Annotated in this window: 19 protein-coding genes and 1 tRNA gene; 18 read left to right on the top strand and 2 right to left on the bottom strand. The window is 50.1% G+C overall.

The features are described 5' to 3' along the window. Positions 1–126: 126 nt before the first annotated feature. Complete coding sequence (gene hpnC / locus ACO0K9_RS20925) at positions 127–954, bottom strand: squalene synthase HpnC (RefSeq protein WP_422988026.1); 828 nt, start codon at positions 952–954, stop codon at positions 127–129. 403 nt (positions 955–1,357) lie between these two features. On the opposite strand from hpnC, the gene ACO0K9_RS20920 reads away from it, so the two are divergent. The 7 genes from ACO0K9_RS20920 (at position 1,358) to lon (ending at position 12,277) form a co-directional block, all read left to right on the top strand. Continuing rightward, positions 1,358–2,593, top strand: coding sequence for an efflux RND transporter periplasmic adaptor subunit (locus ACO0K9_RS20920; RefSeq protein ID WP_422988025.1), 1,236 nt, complete (start codon positions 1,358–1,360; stop codon positions 2,591–2,593). Then, complete coding sequence (locus tag ACO0K9_RS20915) at positions 2,590–5,685, top strand: efflux RND transporter permease subunit (protein ID WP_422988024.1); 3,096 nt, start codon at positions 2,590–2,592, stop codon at positions 5,683–5,685. Before ACO0K9_RS20920 ends, ACO0K9_RS20915 begins: the two co-directional genes overlap by 4 nt. 302 nt (positions 5,686–5,987) lie before the next feature. Then, positions 5,988–6,074 (top strand) — tRNA-Leu (locus ACO0K9_RS20910). Positions 6,075–6,102: 28 nt separating this feature from the next. Further along, positions 6,103–7,452 (top strand): trigger factor, encoded by a 1,350-nt coding sequence (gene tig, locus ACO0K9_RS20905; RefSeq protein ID WP_422988023.1) that lies wholly within the window; start codon positions 6,103–6,105, stop codon positions 7,450–7,452. 15 nt (positions 7,453–7,467) lie between these two features. Then, positions 7,468–8,094 carry an ATP-dependent Clp endopeptidase proteolytic subunit ClpP gene (gene clpP, locus ACO0K9_RS20900; RefSeq protein WP_422988022.1) on the top strand — a complete coding sequence of 209 codons (627 nt, stop codon included), beginning with the start codon at positions 7,468–7,470 and terminating at the stop codon, positions 8,092–8,094. Positions 8,095–8,340: 246 nt separating this feature from the next. After that, positions 8,341–9,606 (top strand): ATP-dependent Clp protease ATP-binding subunit ClpX, encoded by a 1,266-nt coding sequence (gene clpX / locus ACO0K9_RS20895; RefSeq protein ID WP_422988021.1) that lies wholly within the window; start codon positions 8,341–8,343, stop codon positions 9,604–9,606. A gap of 253 nt (positions 9,607–9,859) precedes the next feature. Then, positions 9,860–12,277 (top strand): endopeptidase La, encoded by a 2,418-nt coding sequence (lon, locus tag ACO0K9_RS20890; protein WP_422988020.1) that lies wholly within the window; start codon positions 9,860–9,862, stop codon positions 12,275–12,277. A 304-nt stretch (positions 12,278–12,581) separates the two neighbouring features. On the opposite strand, the gene lexA is transcribed toward lon, so the two are convergent. Next, complete coding sequence (gene lexA / locus ACO0K9_RS20885; protein ID WP_422988019.1) at positions 12,582–13,238, bottom strand: transcriptional repressor LexA; 657 nt, start codon at positions 13,236–13,238, stop codon at positions 12,582–12,584. Between the two features lie 265 nt (positions 13,239–13,503). On the opposite strand from lexA, the gene rpsF reads away from it, so the two are divergent. The 11 genes from rpsF (at position 13,504) to ACO0K9_RS20830 (ending at position 20,236) form a co-directional block, all read left to right on the top strand. Then, positions 13,504–13,872, top strand: coding sequence for a 30S ribosomal protein S6 (gene rpsF, locus ACO0K9_RS20880; protein ID WP_422988018.1), 369 nt, complete (start codon positions 13,504–13,506; stop codon positions 13,870–13,872). Positions 13,873–13,903: 31 nt separating this feature from the next. After that, positions 13,904–14,203 (top strand): primosomal replication protein N, encoded by a 300-nt coding sequence (gene priB, locus ACO0K9_RS20875; protein WP_422988017.1) that lies wholly within the window; start codon positions 13,904–13,906, stop codon positions 14,201–14,203. 9 nt (positions 14,204–14,212) lie between these two features. Further along, positions 14,213–14,497, top strand: a complete 285-nt coding sequence (gene rpsR, locus ACO0K9_RS20870; RefSeq protein ID WP_110252960.1) for a 30S ribosomal protein S18 — start codon at positions 14,213–14,215, stop codon at positions 14,495–14,497. Positions 14,498–14,523: 26 nt separating this feature from the next. Next, positions 14,524–14,976 carry a 50S ribosomal protein L9 gene (gene rplI / locus ACO0K9_RS20865; RefSeq protein WP_422988016.1) on the top strand — a complete coding sequence of 151 codons (453 nt, stop codon included), beginning with the start codon at positions 14,524–14,526 and terminating at the stop codon, positions 14,974–14,976. Positions 14,977–15,177: 201 nt separating this feature from the next. Then, positions 15,178–16,566 (top strand): replicative DNA helicase, encoded by a 1,389-nt coding sequence (locus tag ACO0K9_RS20860; protein ID WP_422988015.1) that lies wholly within the window; start codon positions 15,178–15,180, stop codon positions 16,564–16,566. Between the two features lie 206 nt (positions 16,567–16,772). After that, entirely contained in the window at positions 16,773–17,399 is a 627-nt protein-coding gene (locus ACO0K9_RS20855; RefSeq protein WP_422988014.1) for a DUF47 domain-containing protein, read from the top strand. A gap of 73 nt (positions 17,400–17,472) precedes the next feature. Continuing rightward, positions 17,473–18,483 (top strand): inorganic phosphate transporter, encoded by a 1,011-nt coding sequence (locus ACO0K9_RS20850; protein WP_422988013.1) that lies wholly within the window; start codon positions 17,473–17,475, stop codon positions 18,481–18,483. 13 nt (positions 18,484–18,496) lie between these two features. Beyond that, complete coding sequence (locus ACO0K9_RS20845) at positions 18,497–18,874, top strand: hypothetical protein (RefSeq protein WP_422988012.1); 378 nt, start codon at positions 18,497–18,499, stop codon at positions 18,872–18,874. Further along, positions 18,846–19,319, top strand: a complete 474-nt coding sequence (locus ACO0K9_RS20840) for a hypothetical protein (protein ID WP_422988011.1) — start codon at positions 18,846–18,848, stop codon at positions 19,317–19,319. The genes ACO0K9_RS20845 and ACO0K9_RS20840 overlap by 29 nt, the downstream gene beginning before the upstream one ends. 43 nt (positions 19,320–19,362) lie before the next feature. Beyond that, positions 19,363–19,968, top strand: a complete 606-nt coding sequence (locus tag ACO0K9_RS20835; RefSeq protein WP_422988010.1) for a hypothetical protein — start codon at positions 19,363–19,365, stop codon at positions 19,966–19,968. Further along, positions 19,949–20,236, top strand: a complete 288-nt coding sequence (locus tag ACO0K9_RS20830; RefSeq protein WP_422988009.1) for a hypothetical protein — start codon at positions 19,949–19,951, stop codon at positions 20,234–20,236. The genes ACO0K9_RS20835 and ACO0K9_RS20830 overlap by 20 nt, the downstream gene beginning before the upstream one ends. Positions 20,237–20,356: the final 120 nt, after the last annotated feature.

Below are 20,356 nucleotides of genomic sequence, written 5' to 3'. Positions count from 1 at the left end.
AAGTTCATTCTGTAATAACTACTATGTCTATCCGTATAAATTCGGATTGATTTGTTACCAATCGTTGCGTTTGTTTACATCGGCAAGAAAAAACTGTCCGGATGCAGGCGCAAGTCAACTGACGTCCTACATGTGGCAGGCGCGCCATACCAGTCTTATCCAGTCTGTTTTGCCCAGTTTGGGGCGCTGATAAAATACATCGGCTTGTACTTGCTCGATTTTTTCCAGTATGCGCAAACCGCCCTGTACCACCAGTCGCAATTCCCAGCCCAGCCTGCCTGGTAATCGTTGCGCCAGGCCGCTGCCGGACAGTATCATGTTACTTGCGCGGGCAATCTGGAAGCGCATGAGATTGCGCCAGTCTTCATTCAGCACGCCGTTGGCAATCTGTTGCTCGGTAATGCCAAAGCGGCTGAGGTCATCCTGCGGCAGGTAGATGCGCTGTTTTTGCCAGTCCACGGCTACATCTTGCCAAAAATTGATAATTTGCAGGGCGCTGCAAATGGCATCCGAATCACGCAAATTGTCTGCACTGGCTTCGCCATACAGATGCAGCATCAGTGTGCCCACCGGGTTGGCCGAGCGTGCACAATAATCCAGCAGGCTGGGAAAATCGGCATACCGGGTCGTGACCACATCCTGTTTAAAGGCGGACAGCAAGTCACGAAAACATTGCAGGGGCAGGTCATATTTGTGTATCACCCCGGCCAGCGCCTTGAATAGTTGCGATTCGCTGCTACTATTTTTCTCTATGCAATCAAGTTCGGCTTCATAGACGGCCAACTGGCGCAGTCTTTCTTCAGGGCTGGCATCGCCTTCATCGGCGATATCGTCGGCGCTGCGGGCAAAGGCATAGATGACATTCACCGCAGGCCGCAGCCTGGCCGGCATCAGTAACGAGGCGACCGGAAAGTTTTCGTAATGCTTGGAGGGCTGGGTAGGTGCAACAGGCATATTGAGTGATGGTTGTTCAGATGGTGTACCGGATACGCCGTAATTCAGGACGATATATAGGCAAAAGTTCAATAAATATAAGCAAAAATTCAATAAAAAGCTTAATGACTGAAAAGTCATTGGCAAAAACAAGATGCTTAACTATAATTACTAACCGCAAAGTCAGTTATTTGATGGTAGCAGAAAAATATTCTAAAAGATCAAGAAATCTGGTCATGTCTGAAGTCCGGCAAGATTCATCTCTTTAACAGGGTTTACGCAAAATTGTCCCAAAAGCTGCGGCCAGGTGCTGTAGCCGATGTAGCCGCTGTAGCGTAATGGGGCAGTTTTGTGCAAATCCTGTTTAGGTTTTTTACTCGTTTCATCCCGGCTTGGAAAGCCTGCATAGTAAAGGAAAACTCCTGTGTTAACACCAGAAACTACCAATCATCCTCAGGCACGGCAACTGGCTGGCAGGCGCGTAGCCACTTACGCCTTTGCTCTTGCTGCTGCGAGCCTGTTGCTGGCTTGTTCCAAACCTGCTGAAAAAACCGAAGACATTCGTCCGGTAAGGACGATTACCCTGGCATCCAGTAATGTCGATATCAATTCCGAATTGCCGGGCGAAGTCAGGCCGCGTATCGAATCCCGCCTGGGCTTTCGGGTTGCCGGCAAAATCGTCGCCCGCAAGGTCGATGTGGGTGCCGTGGTCAAACGTGGCCAGTTGCTGATGCAGCTTGATCCGCAAGACCTGGCTTTGGCCCAGATGCAGGCCAGAGCCGGATTGGCAGCGGCAGAAAGCAACCGTGACCTGGCAGTGGCTGAACTGAAGCGTTATCAGGACCTGCGCGCCAAGAATTTTGTTGCTGCTTCCGTTCTGGATGGCAAAGAAGTAGCAGCCAAGTCTGCCCAGTCCACTTATGAACAAGCCCAGGCTGCCTATAAAAACCAGGCCAACCAGTCTGGCTATACCAGCCTGGTGGCAGACGTGGATGGTGTGGTCACTGGTTTGGATGCTGAAGTGGGGCAGGTGGTGACTGCCGGCACGCCGGTAGTCCGGGTAGCGCAAACGGGTGATCTGGATGTCGTGGTCGGCATTCCCGAAGACAAGATCAACTCCATCCGTCAGATGACTGATGTCAATGTGCGCCTGTGGGCCAGCCCTGGTCAGACTATTCCTGCCAAACTGCGCGAATTGTCACCGATTGCCGATCCGGTTACCCGCACCTTTACTGCCAAGGTCAGTCTGGGTGGCGATGTCAAGAATGTGCAACTGGGCATGACGGCCTTTGTCAGCTTCAATGCCAAAAATCCAAATGCCGCGATCAAGGTGCCGTTGACAGCGATGTTCCAGGAAAAGAATGCCTCCTCGGTATGGGTGGTTGAAGCTGGTGTGGTCAGGCTGGTGCCGGTGCAGGTCGCCGGTTCATCGGGCGAAGAAGTATTGCTGGCTGGTGGTGTCAAGCCGGGCCAGGTAGTGGTGACTGCTGGTGTCAATCAACTGAAAAATGGTCAGAAAGTGACTATCCTTGGTGTTGAGGTACCTGCCAATGCGGCTGCTCCTGCGGCCGCTTCTGCTACTCCTGCCACTCCTGCTGCTGCTGCTGCTGCTGCTGCGCCAGCCAAAGTGGCTGATGCCGCTTCAGGAGTCGCCAAATGAGCGATTCTTCCCGTGGATTCAATTTATCCAGGTGGGCGCTTGAGCATATACCGCTGACGCGTTACCTGATAGTCGTGCTGCTGCTGGGTGGTATACTCAGCTACAGCAAGCTGGGGCAGGATGAAGATCCGCCGTTTACTTTCCGTGCCATGGTGGTCAGAGCCATCTGGCCAGGTGCCACTGCCTTGCAGATGGCTGATCAGGTGACCGACAAGCTGGAGAAAAAACTCCAGGAAACGCCGTACATCGACAAGATACGCAGCTATTCCAAGCCGGGCGAAACCCTGATCATTCTGCAATTGCGTGAATCGACACCGCCCAAGGAAACCGCGCAATCCTGGTATCAGGTGCGCAAGAAGATAGGCGATATCAAGGCGACCCTGCCGCCAGGCGTGCAGGGGCCATTCTTCAATGATGAATTCGGCGATACCTATGGCTCGATCTTTGCCCTGTCTGGTGATGGCTTCAAGTATGAAGAAGTGAAAGAATATGCCGACTATGTGCGTCAGCAATTCTTGCGCATTCCTTCCGTCTCCAAGGTTGAATTGTTTGGGGTGCAGGATGAAAAAATCAATATTGAATTTTCCCAGAAAAAATTCTCGCAACTGGGTATTCCCTTTGATGCGGTAGTCGGGCAAATCAGCTCACAGAACGGTATCGAAGGTACCGGCGTGCTGACCACGTCCAGCGATAATCTGCAAGTGCGTGTAACTGGTGCACTGATGACGGTGAAGGACCTGGAAAGCCTGCAATTGCGCGCTAACGGAACCACCTTCCGCCTTGGCGATTTTGCTACCGTCAAGCGTGAATACAAAAACCCGCCACAAGACAAGATGCGCTTTAACGGCAAGGAAGTGGTGGGCCTCGGTATCTCCATGGAAAAAGGTGGCAACATCATCGAGCTGGGTAAGAATCTCCAGCATGATGTCGCCATTATCAAAGCCAAATTGCCAGTCGGTATCACGCTGGAACAAGTGTCCAACCAGCCAGATGCGGTCAAGTCATCGGTTGGTGAATTTATTCATACCCTGATTGAGGCGGTGGTGATCGTGCTGGCGGTCAGTTTCCTGGCGCTGGGCTTGCACACCAAACCATTCCGTCTGGATATCTGGCCGGGTCTGGTGGTGGGGCTGACGATACCATTGGTATTGGCGATCACCTTCCTGTTCATGCGTATTTTGGATATCGATCTGCACAAGATATCGCTGGGGGCGCTAATCATTGCGCTGGGCTTGCTGGTGGACGATGCCATTATTGCGGTCGAGATGATGGTCAGGAAAATGGAAGAGGGCTTCTCGCGCTTTGACGCCGCGACCTTTGCCTATACCTCCACCGCGATGCCGATGCTGACCGGTACCCTGATCACGGCGGCGGGCTTCCTGCCGATTGGTCTGGCCAAGTCTGCAGCGGGTGAATATACCTTCTCCATGTTTTCCGTGAATGCGCTGGCCCTGATTATTTCCTGGCTGGCAGCGGTTATCTTTACGCCTTATCTTGGTTACCTGTTGTTGAAGGTGAAGCCGCACGGTGGTTCTGGTGGTAGCGAGCACGAGATATTCGATTCACCGTTTTACAGCCGTTTCCGTGCCCTGGTGAACTGGTGTGTGGAGTGGCGCAAAACCACCATCATCATTACGCTGGGTGTGTTTGGTCTGGGTGTATTCGGGTTCAAGTTTATTGAGCAGCAATTCTTCCCTGATTCCAGTCGCCTGGAATTGATGGTTGAACTGTGGTTGCCTGAAGGCTCATCTTTTGCCTCGACGGAAGCGCAAGCCAAGAAATTTGAAGCCTTCGTCCAGAAGCAAGAAGGTGTGGACAGCGTCACCAGTTACGTCGGTACTGGTAGCCCGCGCTTCTATTTGCCACTGGATCAGATTTTCCCGCAGACCAACGTGTCGCAGATCGTGGTCTTGCCCAAGGATTTGAAGGCGCGCTCGGCGTTGCGCCTGAAAATCATCGATGCCTTTAAAAAGGATTTCCCTGAGGTGCGCGGTCGCGTCAAGCTGTTGCCGAATGGACCACCCGTTCCGTATCCTGTGCAATTCCGCGTTTCTGGCCTGGAAGTGACTAAAGTCAGGGAAATTGCTGATCGCGTGAAAGCGATTATGCGTGCCAATGCCAATACCGTTGGTGTGAATGACAACTGGAATGAATCCGTGAAGGTGATCAGGATAGACCTTGATCAGGACAAGTTGCGCATGCTGAACATTACCTCGCAAACGGTGATGCGTGCTGCCAATACCATCTTGACCGGCACTACCGTTGGCCAGTTCCGTGATGGCAACAAGTTGATCGACATCGCGGTACGTCAGCCAGTGGATGAGCGTTCGACCGTGGAAGCGCTGGGTAATGCCAATATTCCAACTGGCAGTGGCAAATACGTGCCTTTATCACAAGTCGCCCGCATTTCCCTGGTATGGGAGCCTGGCGTGGTCTGGCGTGAAGGGCGCGAATGGGCCGTCACCGTCCAGTCTGACGTGGTGGATGGTATACAGGGGCCAACTGTATCCAGCCAGATTTCACCGAAGCTGGATGAAATCCGCGCCAGCCTCTTGCCTGGTTACAAGATAGAGCTGGCTGGTGCCGCCGCCGATAGTGGTAAGGCACAGGAATCGATTGCAGCCAATGTGCCATTAGTGGTGTTTATTATCTTTACATTGCTGATGTTGCAACTGCATAGCTTCTCGCGTTCCTTGTTGGTGTTCCTGACCGGGCCTTTGGGTGTGGCCGGTGCGGCCATGGCCTTGCTGATATTGCAACGCCCATTCGGTTTTGTCGCCCAGTTGGGTGTGATCGCCTTGTTCGGCATGATCATCCGTAACTCGGTGATTCTGATCGACCAGATCGAGCATGATATCCGTGAGGGGGCTGCGCCGTGGGATGCCATCGTGGAGTCGGCGGTACGCCGTTTCCGCCCCATCATCCTGACGGCTGCCGCTGCAGTGCTGGCGATGATACCTTTGTCGCGTTCCGTATTCTGGGGGCCGATGGCGGTAGCCATCATGGGTGGCTTGATCATCGCGACAGCGCTGACCCTGCTGTTCTTGCCGGCATTGTATGCGGCCTGGTTCCGCGTCAAGAAACCAGCCTGATCCCTGTGGATGTAGTCTGATCAAAAAAAGCCCTTGCCTGTGTTGTATACAGGCAAGGGCTTTTTTGGTTTGTAGGTGACCGGGCAGGGCGGGTAATGGTAAGTAAGGGCTAGTACGGGTTTTTCGGTGTCTGTAAAAAAATACGGCACATGCGAATAAAATCCAGTAGAATATCGGGCTGGAGTTGTAATGCCACATACATCAGTTTTGGGCGACGCTTGAATTTCGGGTCGCCCTTTGCTTTTGTACCGGCCGTGCGGAACATGGTCTGACACGATGTCGGTATGCAACATAAACATCCCGCGAGGATGGCGAAATTGGTAGACGCACCAGGTTTAGGTCCTGACGCCAGCAATGGTGTGGGGGTTCGAGTCCCCCTCCTCGCACCACAGAATTTTTACTATTTGGACGATTTTCATGGCAACTGCAGTCGAAACTTTAGATAAATTGGAACGCCGCTTAACGATTTCTTTCCCGATCGCTGACGTGCAATCGGAAGTTGAAAAGCGTTTGAAAGTGCGTGCACGTACAGCAAAAGCGCCTGGTTTCCGTCCTGGTAAAGTGCCGATGAAAATGGTGGCTGCCCAGTATGGCTATCAAGTCGAAACAGAAGTGCTGAACGACAAGGTCGGTCAGGCTTTCTCAGTCGCCGCCAATGAAAACAAATTGCGCGTTGCCGGCTACCCAAGCATAGAACCAAAATCCGGTGCTGATGTTGCCGAAGGCAGCCTGGCATTTGATGCAACATTTGAAATTTATCCAGAAATCAGCGTAGGCGATCTGTCTGTTGCTGAAGTGGAACAAGTCAAGTCTGAAGTGACTGATGTTGAAATCAACAAGACTATCGACATCCTGCGCAAACAACGTGTGCATTTCCACGTTAAAGGCGAGCAGGGCGCGCATGGCGACGGCGGTGCAGACCAGTCCGCACAAAGCGGTGACCGCGCTACAGTCGATTTCGTTGGCAAGATCGACGGCGTCGAATTTGCTGGTGGCAAGGCCGATGACTTCACTTTCGTTCTGGGCGAAGGCCGCATGTTGCCTGAGTTTGAAACAGCAACCATCGGTTTGAAAGTGGGCGAATCCAAGACTTTCCCATTGGCTTTCCCTGAAGATTACCATGGCAAGGATGTTGCCGGTAAAACAGCAGAATTCACCATTACGCTGAAGAAACTGGAATGGGCGCACATGCCTGAAGTAGATTCCGAGTTCGCAAAAATGCTGGGTGTAGAAGATGGCGACCTGACCAAAATGCGTACCGACATCAAAGACAACCTGGAACGCGAAGTGCGTGGTCGTGTCAAATCCAAGACCAAAGAAAGCGTCATGGACGCGCTGGTCAAAGCGGTTGAATTTGACGTGCCCAAGAGCCTGGTTGCCCAGGATGGCGAACGTTTGGCAGAAATGACACGTCAGGACATGGCGCAACGCGGCATGAACGTTAAAGATGTACCATTCCCGGCAGAATTGTTTGCTGCTCAGGCAGAACGTCGCGTACGTCTGGGCTTGATCCTGGCTGAACTGGTCAGGGTCAACAACCTGCAGGCAACAACCGAACAAATCAAGGCGCAAGTTGAAGATTTCGCCCAAAGCTACGAAGACCCGCAGCAAGTCGTTAAGTATTATTTTAGCGACCGCAACCGTCTGGCTGAAGTCGAAGCCCTTGTATTAGAAGAAAACGTCGTTAACTATGTGTTGGGTAAAGCGAAAGTCACAGACAAGGTTCTGCCTTTCGACGAATTGATGGGTAACAACGCACAAGCGTAACAAAAAGGAAATCACATGACAGGCATCATCCGTAATTCGGCACTGGACACAAATATGCTGGGCATGGTGCCTATGGTGATTGAGCAGAGTGGCAGAGGTGAGCGTGCTTACGACATCTATTCCCGCCTGCTCAAGGAACGTGTGATTTTTCTGGTTGGCCCGGTCAATGACCAGGCTGCCAATCTCATCGTTGCACAATTGCTGTTTTTGGAAAGTGAAAATCCAGACAAGGATATTTCCCTTTACATCAACTCTCCCGGTGGTTCGGTATCGGCCGGTATGGCGATTTATGACACCATGCAGTTCATCAAGCCCGATGTATCGACGCTGTGTACGGGCCTGGCGGCATCCATGGGTGCCTTCCTGCTGTCAGCTGGTGCCAAGGGCAAACGTTTCTCCCTGCCAAATTCCCGTATCATGATTCACCAACCTCTGGGCGGCGCGCAGGGTCAGGCTTCTGATATTGAAATCCAGGCGCGCGAGATCTTGTATCTGCGTGAACGTCTGAACGGTATCCTGGCTGAAAACACAGGCCGCAGCCTGGAGCAGATCGCCAAAGATACCGATCGTGACAATTTCATGTCTGCCGATGCAGCAGCGGAATACGGTCTGATCGATAAAGTTTTGACCCATCGCGCGTAAGCAGCATAGAATAAATAAAACGCCCGCTCCGCTATGGTTCGGGCGTTTTTTTATTCTGCTCTATAATGTCGACGTGGGCTTAACTGTAATTTGACTGCAATAGGTGGTTGCCATGACGAAAGCCATTTTTGCAGGTAATATGCGTACGGAAGAAGCTTGGGGCAGGTCGCATGGATGTTTTGTCATCCTGGCTGTGCTGTTGACCCCGGTTTCATAGATTAATTTTGTTTATTTTATATACGTATCATGCCCGATAAAAAATCCTCCAGCGGAGAAAAGTTGCTCTATTGCTCGTTTTGCGGCAAGAGTCAGCATGAGGTTAAGAAACTGATAGCAGGGCCATCCGTATTTATTTGCGATGAGTGTATCGATTTGTGCAATGACATCATTCGTGACGAAGTGTCCGAAATTGATAATATTGCCAGTGCAAAAACCGAGCTGCCGACACCGCAGGAAATCACCGATCTGCTGGACCAGTACGTCATTGGTCAGCTCAACGCCAAGCGCATTCTGGCAGTGGCGGTGTACAACCATTACAAGCGTCTGAAGCACCTCGGCAAGAAAGATGATGTTGAACTGGCCAAGAGTAATATTTTGCTGGTGGGCCCGACTGGTTCCGGCAAGACCCTGCTGGCACAAACGCTGGCACGCATGCTGAATGTGCCTTTCGTGATCGCCGATGCAACCACGCTGACTGAAGCTGGCTATGTCGGTGAAGACGTTGAAAACATCATTCAAAAGTTGCTGCAGAATTGCAACTATGAAGTCGAACGCGCGCAAAAGGGTATCGTTTATATCGATGAGATTGACAAGATATCGCGTAAATCCGACAACCCGTCGATCACTCGCGACGTATCCGGGGAAGGCGTGCAGCAAGCCTTGCTGAAGCTGGTGGAAGGCACCATGGCATCGGTGCCGCCACAGGGTGGTCGCAAGCATCCTAACCAGGATTTCATCCAGATCGATACCACCAACATCATGTTTATCTGTGGTGGTGCGTTTGACGGCCTGGCCAAGATCATTTCTGACCGTTCTGAGCGCAGTGGCATAGGTTTCTCTGCCAGCGTCAAGAGCCAGGCAGAAAAGAGCGCCAGTGACGTTATGCAGGACGCTGAACCACAGGATCTGATCAAGTTTGGTCTGATCCCTGAACTGGTCGGTCGCCTGCCTGTGATTGCTACGCTGAATGAACTGGATGAAGCGGCACTGATACAAATTCTGGTTGAGCCTAAAAACGCCCTGATCAAGCAATATGCAAAATTGCTGGAGATGGAAGGCACCGAACTGGAAATCCGTCCTGCTGCCCTGCAGGCGATTGCCAAAAAAGCGATTGCCCGCAAGACCGGCGCGCGTGGCTTGCGTTCCATACTGGAACACGCCTTGCTGGACGTGATGTATGACTTGCCTAGCCATCAGAATGTAGAGAAGGTGGTCATTGATGAAAATACCATCACCAATGGCGCGAAACCCTTGCTGATTTACCACGAACAACCCAAGGTCGCCGGTGCCTGAGTCACCTGCTTGATGTGGTAGCAAAAACATGATGGGGAGGCAACTCCCCATTTTTTATTGGTTTCCCTCGCTTTATTTCTTCGTTTTAATTTGATTCGAAGTACAATGATTTAACAAAATAATTACAGCTTCAATCGTAAAGCTACCCGGGGAAGCTCTCTGTGTGGCTTTTTTTATTGTTTTTTCCCGGAATGGGCTTGTGTTTCCGCCCAGTGCGCCAACATTGTTAACCAGTATTTATGAAAGGTGCGCCATGACGACTACTCTGATAACCGAACAAACCCAACTGCCGTTGTTGCCACTGCGTGATGTTGTTGTATTCCCGCACATGGTGATTCCTCTGTTTGTGGGGCGTCCAAAATCCATCAAGGCTTTGGAAGCTGCCATGGATCAGGGCAAGAGCATTATGCTTGCCGCTCAGAAAGCCGCTGCCAAGGATGAACCTTCGGCAGATGATATTTATGAAATTGGCTGTATTGCCAATATCCTGCAAATGCTGAAGTTGCCAGACGGTACCGTCAAGGTGCTGGTCGAAGGCGCTCAACGTGCGCGCATACACAAGATCCATGATTCCGAATCCCACTTTTTCGCAGACCTGACACCCGTCGCTCTGGATGAAGGTGATGAATCCGAAGTGGAAGCGATGCGCCGCGCCATCGTTCAGCAATTTGATCAATACGTCAAACTGAACAAAAAAATCCCACCAGAAATCCTGGCATCCCTGTCCGGTATCGATGATGCTGGTCGCCTGGCAGATACCATCGCTGCCCATCTTCCATTGAAGCTGGAACAGAAGCAGGTCATCCTCGAAATTTTCAGCGTCTCCAAACGTCTTGAGCATTTGCTGGGACAACTGGAAGGCGAACTTGACATCCTGCAGGTTGAAAAGCGTATCCGTGGTCGCGTCAAGCGCCAGATGGAGAAATCCCAGCGCGAGTACTACCTGAACGAACAGGTCAAGGCCATCCAGAAAGAATTGGGTGAAGGTGAAGAGGGTGCTGATATTGACGAGCTGGAGAAAAAAATCCTGGCCGCCAAGATGCCTAAAGAAGCCCGCGACAAGGCACAGAATGAGTTGAAAAAACTCAAAATGATGTCACCGATGTCGGCTGAAGCCACTGTCGTGCGTAATTACATCGACACCATCGTCAATCTGCCATGGAAGAAAAAATCCAAGGTCAATAATGATTTGACGAATGCTGAAAAAGTACTGGAAGACGAACACTTTGGCCTGGATAAGGTCAAGGAACGCATCCTGGAATATCTTGCAGTACAACAGCGCGTTGACAAGTTGAAAGCACCTATCCTGTGCCTGGTTGGTCCTCCGGGTGTGGGTAAGACCTCGCTGGGGCAATCCATCGCCCGTGCCACGAACCGCAAGTTCGTGCGTATGGCCCTGGGTGGCGTGCGTGACGAGGCTGAAATTCGCGGTCACCGTCGTACCTACATCGGCTCCATGCCAGGCAAGATTTTGCAAAGCCTGTCCAAGGTTGGTGTGCGTAATCCGCTGTTCCTGCTGGATGAAGTGGACAAGATGGGCGCTGATTTCCGTGGCGATCCATCATCTGCCTTGCTGGAGGTATTGGACCCTGAACAAAATCATACTTTCTCGGATCATTACATCGAAGTCGATTTCGATCTGTCTGACGTGATGTTTGTGGCGACCTCCAATTCCTACAATATCCCGCCAGCTTTGCTGGACCGGATGGAAGTGATACGCCTGTCGGGTTATACCGAAGATGAAAAAACCAGCATTGCCCAACGCTATTTGCTGCCTAAACAAATCAAGAACAATGGTTTGAAAGAAGGCGAAATCACCGTGGCAGAAAGTGCTTTGCGTGACATCATCCGTTATTACACCCGTGAAGCCGGTGTGCGTTCGCTGGAAAGGGAAATCTCCAAGATTTGCCGCAAGGTCGTGAAAATGCTCTTGCTGAAAAAGACCGAGAAAAAAGCCACGGTCAATTCCAAGAATCTGGATAAATACCTGGGTGTGCGTCGCTATGACTTTGGCGTCGCTGTCAAGGATAACCAGATTGGCCAGGTAGTCGGTTTGGCCTGGACCGAAGTGGGCGGCGATTTGCTGACCATCGAAGCCGTAGCCATGCCGGGCAAAGGCGGGGTCATTCGTACAGGTACCCTGGGTGATGTCATGAAAGAATCGATCGAAGCAGCCCGTACCGTGGTACGCAGTCGCGCCAAGCGTCTGGGTATCAAGGCTGATGTGTTCGAGAAGAGTGACATCCATATCCACGTACCCGAAGGTGCAACACCGAAAGACGGTCCGTCTGCCGGTATTGCCATGACCACGGCGCTGGTGTCTGTGTTCACCGGTATCCCGGTTCGTGCTGATGTCGCCATGACAGGCGAGATCACACTGCGTGGCGAAGTATTGCCTATCGGTGGCTTGAAAGAAAAATTGCTGGCTGCACATCGCGGTGGTATCAAAACCGTGTTGATACCAGAAGAAAATGCCAAGGATCTGACCGAGATCCCGGACAATGTCAAAAACAAACTGGAAATCATCCCGGTTCGCTGGATAGACAAAGTCCTGGAAATCGCACTGGAAACCCAGCCTGTTCCTCTGGTCGACGAGCCAGTCCCCGTAGCTGCCGCCGCAACACCGGCAACGCCAGAAACACCGGCGGATACGACAGTGGTGAAACACTAGGTTGCTTAGAACTTGTTACGATCTGTAGCGAGCGAGCGTCAGCGGGGTGAAGAGCAGCGCAAAAAGCGGAATGTACTTAAGTACATGAGCATTTTGAGCAGCGCATGAGCCCCGATCACGCTCGCGCAGTAAGATCGTAAACAGGTTCTTAGGGGGTGTCGGCGTATGCCGGCACGCTCTGCTAGCCAATAAAGAAAAGCGCCCGATTTTTAATCGGGCGCTTTTTTATTGATGCTGGCATAAAAGTTTGAGGACGAGCCAGGCGTGATCCGGATGAGAGGGGAGGATCACGCCCAGGCTGTCCTCAAACCCAGTTTCTCATCAGGCCGACTGCCAGGCCTTCCAGAGCAAAATCTTCTTCGGTATCGCCGACCCTGATGATGGGATAATCCGGGTTTTCTGGCATCAGTTCGATCAGGTCACCGGTTTTCTTGTAGCGTTTGACGGTGACATCATCACCCAGGCGGGCGACGACGATCTGGCCATTGCGGGCGCTGTCAGTTTTTTTGACGGCCAGCAAATCACCATCGAGTATGCCGGCATCGCGCATGGACATGCCGCGTACCTTCAGCAAAAAGTCAGGCTTGGCAGAGAACAGGGCGGGGTCCACATGGTAGGTGGATTCGATATGTTCGCTAGCCAGTATCGGCGAACCGGCAGCGACGCGGCCAACCAGCGGCAGGCTCAGTTGCATCAGTGCCGGATGCGGTAGCGCCATCTGTATGCCGGGGATGTGGCTGGACAGTGCGGATTCCAGCAGGCGTATGCCGCGCGAGGTGCCAGCGGCAATCTCGATCACACCCTTGCGTGCCAGTGCCTGCAAATGCTCTTCGGCCGCATTGGTGGAGCGGAATCCCAGTTCAGCGGCAATTTCTGCGCGGGTAGGCGGAAATCCGGTATTTTGGATGGCATCCTTGATCAGGTTAAGTATTTGTTCCTGGCGGGCAGTCAGTTTTAGCATGGCGTTTTCTAATGGTGAATGTGCTGTATATGCAAGCAGTCTGTATTTTTATACAGTAAAGCTGAATATGCAAGTCAAAATCCGAAAAGAGTAGCAAAAATGTGAAAAATATCCTCATTCAAACAGGTGAATGAGGTGTTTGCCTGGCTAAGTCACTGATCTAATTGATCAAAATGAAAAACTGGGTTATTATTGTCGGCTTTCCTCTTCCCGCACTCGTCTTGACGCCGAGGCGGGCTATTTTTATTGTCCACAAGGAGAATATATGCGTCATTATGAAATCGTATTTATCGTACATCCCGATCAGAGCGAGCAAGTTCCTGCAATGATCGAACGCTACAAGGCAAGTGTTGTAGCGCGTGGTGGTCAAATCCATCGCGTTGAAGACTGGGGCCGTCGTCAACTGGCTTACATGATTCAAAAACTGGCGAAAGCGCACTATGTTTGCTTGAACATTGAATGCGATGCTGAAACTCTGCTCGAGTTGGAAACAGCATTTAAATTCAATGATGCTGTCTTGCGTCACCTGACAGTCAAACTGAAAAAAGCAGAAGCAACACCTTCTCCAATGATGAAAGCTGTTCAGAAGGAAGATGCTGCAAAAGCGCAACGTGTTGAAGCGCCTGCTGCTTAATTATTCATTGACAGAGGTCGTGTAAAAAATAGTGAATCAGCTGAAGCTTGTAGCCCGGATCGTAGAAAAAACCGCATTGCGGTACACACCGGCCGGTATACCGATAGCTTCTGCGACATTGATGCACAGTTCGGAAACTCGTGAGGCGAACGCAGTTCGACAGGTCGAGTTTGAAATTTCAGCAGTTGCGGCAGGGGAGATTTCCCGCCAATTCAATGAAATTGCACTGGATGTGCCGGTGGAATTTACTGGTTTTTTAGCACGCAAAAATCGCAATAGCAAAAGTCTCGTTTTTCATGTCACTGAATTCGGGACACCTTTACTAGATTAGGAGCCAAAAATGGCATTCGGTAAAAAATTCGACAAAAGCAAATTGAAGCAAAAGCGTCAGCAACAAAATCCTTTGTTCAAGCGCAAAAAATTCTGCCGTTTCACAGCGGCACATGTAGAAAAAGTTGACTACAAAGACATCGACACACTGAAAGACTTCGTGCAAGAAAACGGCAAAATCATGCCTGCACGTCTGACAGGTACTAAAGCGTTGTACCAGCGTCAAGTTGATACAGCAATCAAACGTGCACGTTACCTCGCGTTGCTGCCATACACTGATTTGCACACAGCGTAATTGACGACAAGGTAAAGGAGAAAAATATGCAAGTTATTCTGTTGGATAAAGTCGTTAATCTCGGCAATCTGGGTGATGTAGTTCGTGTAAAAGACGGCTATGCCCGTAACTTTTTGATTCCTCAACGTATGGCTCGTCGTGCAACGACAGTTGCCGTTGCTGAATTCGAAGCAAAACGCGCTGAACTGGAAAAAGTAGCAGCCGCCAAATTGGCAGCAGCACAGGCTCAAGGTGAAAAACTGTCCGGTTTGACAGTGCAAATCACCCAGAAATCTGGTGTTGATGGCCGTTTGTTCGGTTCCGTTACTAACTTCGATATCGCTGACGCCCTGACAAAACAAGGTTTCGCGGTTGAAAAAGCACAAGTGCGTCTGCCACAAGGTCCATTGAAGATCGCTGGCGATCACAGCGTTTCCGTTGCATTGCATACGGACGTAGTGGTTGACGTGATCGTTGCTGTACTGGGCGAACACGCTTAATTTGCTGCTTGCAAATTGCTGAAGAAAAAGCCGGGAACTCCCGGCTTTTTTGTTGTGTGCGGGATGTTTTTCCTGGTTTTGTTGCTTACGGGATATTTGTTGCAGCGTGATTAGACGCTTGTCACAATCTTGTCACAAACAAGCTTGTTTCCCTCACGTTGTATTGTCTGGCAATTTGAATTAACGGTTATAATGCGCGCCATGAAAGCTGGTTCTGATCCTCAAGTTGACGCGATACGCGTTCCCCCCCATTCCATAGAAGCAGAGCAATCTGTCCTTGGCGGCTTGTTGCTTGACAATGCCGCCTGGGATCGTATCGCCGACTTTATCAGCGAAGAAGATTTTTATCGCTATGACCATCGCATCATTTTTCAATGCATGGTCAAGCTCATCAATGCGTCCCGTCCTGCCGACGTGATTACCGTGTTCGAAGCCCTGAGTGGTATGAACAAGGCCGAAGATGCCGGTGGCCTGAGCTACCTGAATGCCCTAGCGCAGAACACCCCCTCGGCCGCGAATATACGGCGCTATGCCGAAATCGTGCGTGACCGTGGCGTGTTGCGCAAGCTGATCACGGTTTCCGATGAAATCGCTGGCAATGCCTTTAATCCGCAGGGTAAGGAAGTCAAGCAAATGCTGGACGAGGCCGAATCCAAGATTTTTGCCATCGCCGAAGAAGGTGCCCGTGGTGCCCAGGGTTTCCAGGCCATCCAGCCCTTGCTGACCCAAGTGGTCGAACGTATTGATGAACTGTATAACCGCGACAATCAAAACGATATTACCGGTGTACCTACCGGTTTTGCCGATCTGGACAAGATGACTTCCGGTCTGCAGCCTGGGGACTTGATCATTGTTGCCGGTCGTCCCTCCATGGGCAAGACTGCGTTTTCGTTGAATATTGGTGAAAACGTGGCGATCGAGAGTGGTTTGCCAGTTGCCGTGTTTTCCATGGAGATGGGCGGTGCCCAGTTGGCCATGCGTATGCTGGGTTCGGTGGGGCGTCTGGATCAAAGTCGCCTGCGTGTCGGCAAGCTGACCGATGAAGACTGGCCACGCCTGACGCATGCCATCCAGAAAATGAATGATGCACAGTTGTACATCGATGAAACCCCGGCACTGAGCTCGATAGAATTACGCGCTCGTTCGCGTCGTCTGGCCAGGCAATGCGGCAAGCTGGGTCTGGTGATTGTCGATTACCTGCAACTGATGTCCGCCAACTCTGCCGGTGAAAATCGTGCGACCGAGATTTCTGAGATTTCCCGAAACCTGAAGGGTCTGGCGAAAGAATTGCATTGCCCGGTGATTGCCCTGTCACAGTTGAATCGCTCGCTGGAGCAGCGCCCGAACAAACGTCCCGTCATGTCTGATCTGCGCGAATCAGGCGCGATTGAGCAAGATGCCGACGTCATCATGTTTATTTATCGCGATCAGGTTTATAACCCCGATTCACCGGACAAGGGTACGGCAGAAATTATTATCGGTAAGCAGCGTAATGGCCCGATTGGCAGTGTGCGCCTGACCTTCCTGGGTGAGTACACCAAGTTTGATAACTATGTGGGTAGCCTGTCGATTTACGGCGATAACGAATAAGTTGTAAGAACGTGTTTACGGACACCCGGAATTTTTGTTTTAGTAGTTAGCGGCAAATGCAGCAAAGCCTTAAACAGTAAGAGCAGCATAAGCAGTACCACCAGTACCTGCTTGTTGTGCGGTTTCGGGTGCTGTTTTTATTTGTTTGTATTTGATTGCATTTGCCTGAGCAATTCTAGAAATCTTCTATTTTCAGTGAGAATAAAATGTTTGGACGCTTGATGCCCACCGAGGGCAAATTTTTTGAACTCTTCAACCAGCACGCCGAGTTATGTGTCAAAGGCTCGAAAGAGATGGTTGCGCTGATGACGAATTTTGATGACCTGGAAAATCGCGTGCACGCGATAGAAACCATAGAAAAACAGGCAGATAAGGTTACCTACAATACGATAGAGTTGTTGCACAAGACTTTCATCACACCACTTGACCGTGATGACATCCATAAATTAATCACCCGCATGGATGACATTCTGGATTTGCTGGAAGATGCAGGGCAGACTATCTCTCTGTACGATATCCGCGAAATCACACCAGAAGCAAAACGCCTGGCAGAACTCTGTCTGGGCTGTGCTGAAAAAGTAAGAGCTGCGGTGGCCTTGTTGCATAACATGGATAATTCCCGCGAAATTCTGGCGCTGTGTGAAGAAATTGATCGCCTGGAATCGGATGCTGATCATGTCATGCGTGCCGCCATGTCCAAACTGTTCCGCGACGAACCAGATGTCCGCAACCTGATTAAATTGAAAGCCATCTACGAGATACTGGAAACAGTGACGGACCGTTGCGAAGATGTCGCCAATATCATTGAAGGCATTATTGTTGAGAACGCTTAAGCGTCTGACTCTTTTATTTTGACGCCTAACAGTTCTCTGTCAATGCAGAGAGCGAACAAGGGAATTCACTTTTATGCAATCCTTCCATATGAGCACGCACGTCATCATCTTATTGGTGATGTTGGCGTTGTTATTCGATTTCATGAACGGCTTCCATGATGCCGCCAATGCGATTGCCACCGTTGTGTCGACGGGGGTATTGAAGCCCAGCCAGGCAGTGGCCATGGCTGCCATATTCAACGTATTTGCTTTTTTTGTTTTTAATCTGTCGGTTGCCAAAACCATAGGTAAAGGTACCATCGATCCTCAGATTGTTGACCACTATGTCATCTTTGGGGCGCTGGTCGGGGCGATATTCTGGAACCTGGTCACCTGGTATTTTGGTATTCCTTCTTCCTCCTCCCATGCCCTGATCGGTGGTTTGATCGGTGCCGCAGTAGCGAAAAAAGGTACCAGTGCCTTGATTGCGGCTGGTCTCTACAAGATTATTTTGTTTATCGTTTTGTCGCCGCTGCTGGGGTTTTTCCTCGGTTCTTTGATGATGCTGATCGTATCCTGGTTGTTCGTTAAGTCGACGCCAAGGAAAGTGGACAAATGGTTCCGTCGCCTGCAGTTGGTATCAGCTTCTGTTTTCAGTCTTGGTCACGGTGGTAATGATGCGCAAAAAACCATGGGTATTATCTGGATGCTGTTGATCGCTGCCGGATATTCAACCGAGGCCGATAAAGGTCCACCAGGATGGGTCGTGTATTCCTGCTACGCAGCGATCGGTCTGGGTACCTTGTTTGGCGGCTGGCGTATTGTAAAAACCATGGGCCAAAAAATCACCAAACTCAAACCTGTCGGTGGTTTTTGTGCTGAAACTGGTGGTGCTATCACCCTGATCATGGCAACGGTATTGGGCGTGCCTGTGTCGACAACGCATACCATTACTGGCGCGATTGTCGGTGTCGGCTCGGCGCAAAAAATGTCTGCTGTGCGTTGGGGTGTGGCGGGCAATATTGTCTGGGCCTGGATTCTGACTATACCAGCTTCTGCTTTTGTGGCAGCGATAGCATGGTGGATAGGCATACAAATCCTGTAATTGCAGTGTGATTATGGATATGAAAAAAGCGCCCGATTTTTTGTTCGGGCGTTTTTTTTATTGCATGTTTAATTGTCTTATGGCGCAAGGTTTAGATTCAGTGCTTAACAAGGAATTCCCAGAGACATTCTTAATGGGCGAGAAGATCAATCCGCTAGCATTTATTAGTTTAATCGCTGTAAAGGATGAGAAACTTACTATTAGTGATAATCTGAGAACTGCCTCGCTCAATTTGAGGGAGGTCAAGGCAGAGGGGTCATATGAAGTCGGTGACACTACGTTCAAAGTTGGAACCGGATCAAAGGAAAGCTATTTTTCCGTGAAAATTGAAGATGTTACATTGATCGCTAAGAGGGATACACATGGGAATTGGAGTTTTGTTAAAAAGTAGCGCTTTGGGAATTTTGCTTCTTGTTGCTGGAGTAACTATGGCTGAGGAACCACCCTGTAACTCTCAGATTGAGGCAGTGCGTTCAGAAACCAAAAATTTGCAGCCAATACGAACGATTTTGGGTGAAATTTTCGATGAAAAACTTGGGTACTACACAATCACATATATTTCGCGTGAAATTGAGCACACAATTTTTGTTGATTCAGTTTCACCGGCCACAAAAGGTTGCACCATTCAAAGAATAATATTGGGTTTGCGTTCCTCGAACCAAGAGGATGGATGTAAAGATTCCGGTCCGGATTTTTCAGAAAAGCAAGTTAATGAGTACTATTACAAAGAGCTTAAATATAAGCCACCACATTTGGAGGAATCGTTTGTTACTGCGCCAGCCTCAGAAAAATCATGTTACTTCTTTCATCAATATTTACGTAAGAATATAAAATAATGAATTTGGCAATGCTCCCGGTAGTAGCCTTGCGGCAGAGAGTGTGACTGTAAGTAAGGAGAAAATTGCTGAGCAAATGGCGTCAACGAGAAAGGCGCTTAATGAAATCAATCTTCTTGCCGAGCAAAATGGGGGCATTGATTCCATTCCAACGGATCAATTGCAAGACTATATTGCCCAAGGACGCATTAATAGTAGCTTGATCGGTGGAATGGTTCGGAGATTTAATACTTCACCTGGCGAAGCCTCTGGATTTGGGAGTAGCGTTGCGTCTATGGATACTGCTGCCGCTGTGGCCAGTCAGACAGAGAAAGACTCAACTTATTCAACAGTAACTATTACGGATTCACCAGGGCTGTTGTTCCAAGCAGGAAAATGGACATCAGTTGGTGGTGGCGTTATCGCGGGTATGTTCCAAAATGTCGTTGGCATCGGGAAAGCCATGACGTTGATTGCACAACACCCGATTGATTTTATTAGCAATGAAGTGTCAAAGACTTTTGACGAAATTAATACGAAACTCAATGCCGCAGGAACAAGCGGGGATTTTGGTGACTATTTCTTGTATGGTGCTGCGGTCGGACACGCAACTATGGGATTGGCAGCGAGCCTCAATTTGTGGGATAGGTGTGGTAAAGACCTTAGGTAAATTGAGTTTAATGGCTGGGCGCCTCTCGGCAAATGTTGCCGAAAAAGGTATGGCAGCGTTAATGAAAATTGATTTTGGAGCTATGCCCATAAAGCCAGGCGGCACAGTAAATGGGGCACCATTGGAGATTGTAAAAGCGATTTATTTGAATTCTCGCGGAACAGAACCTATGGTCACGCGAGTGCTTTCTGAAATTGCTAAATCGAATAATGGAAATATGATTGGGTTGGATTATCGAATGAAATCCATAGCTACTTCAAATCACTAGCGTCCGGTTAAAAGTCGAATAAATTCAATTGGTTAGCGTTGGGTGCTGTTTCAGAAATGTAGTCATCGGTCTGAAAGGCGCATGAAATCTCAGTTTTCTCAAAAACAGAGACCGATAAGA

The sequence above is a fragment of the Undibacterium sp. Ji50W genome, assembly GCF_049340445.1.
In the GTDB taxonomy this organism is placed as follows: Bacteria; Pseudomonadota; Gammaproteobacteria; order Burkholderiales; family Burkholderiaceae_D; genus Undibacterium.
The sequence above is the reverse complement of the archived record's forward strand: the minus strand, read 5'-3'. Positions and strand labels throughout refer to the sequence as shown.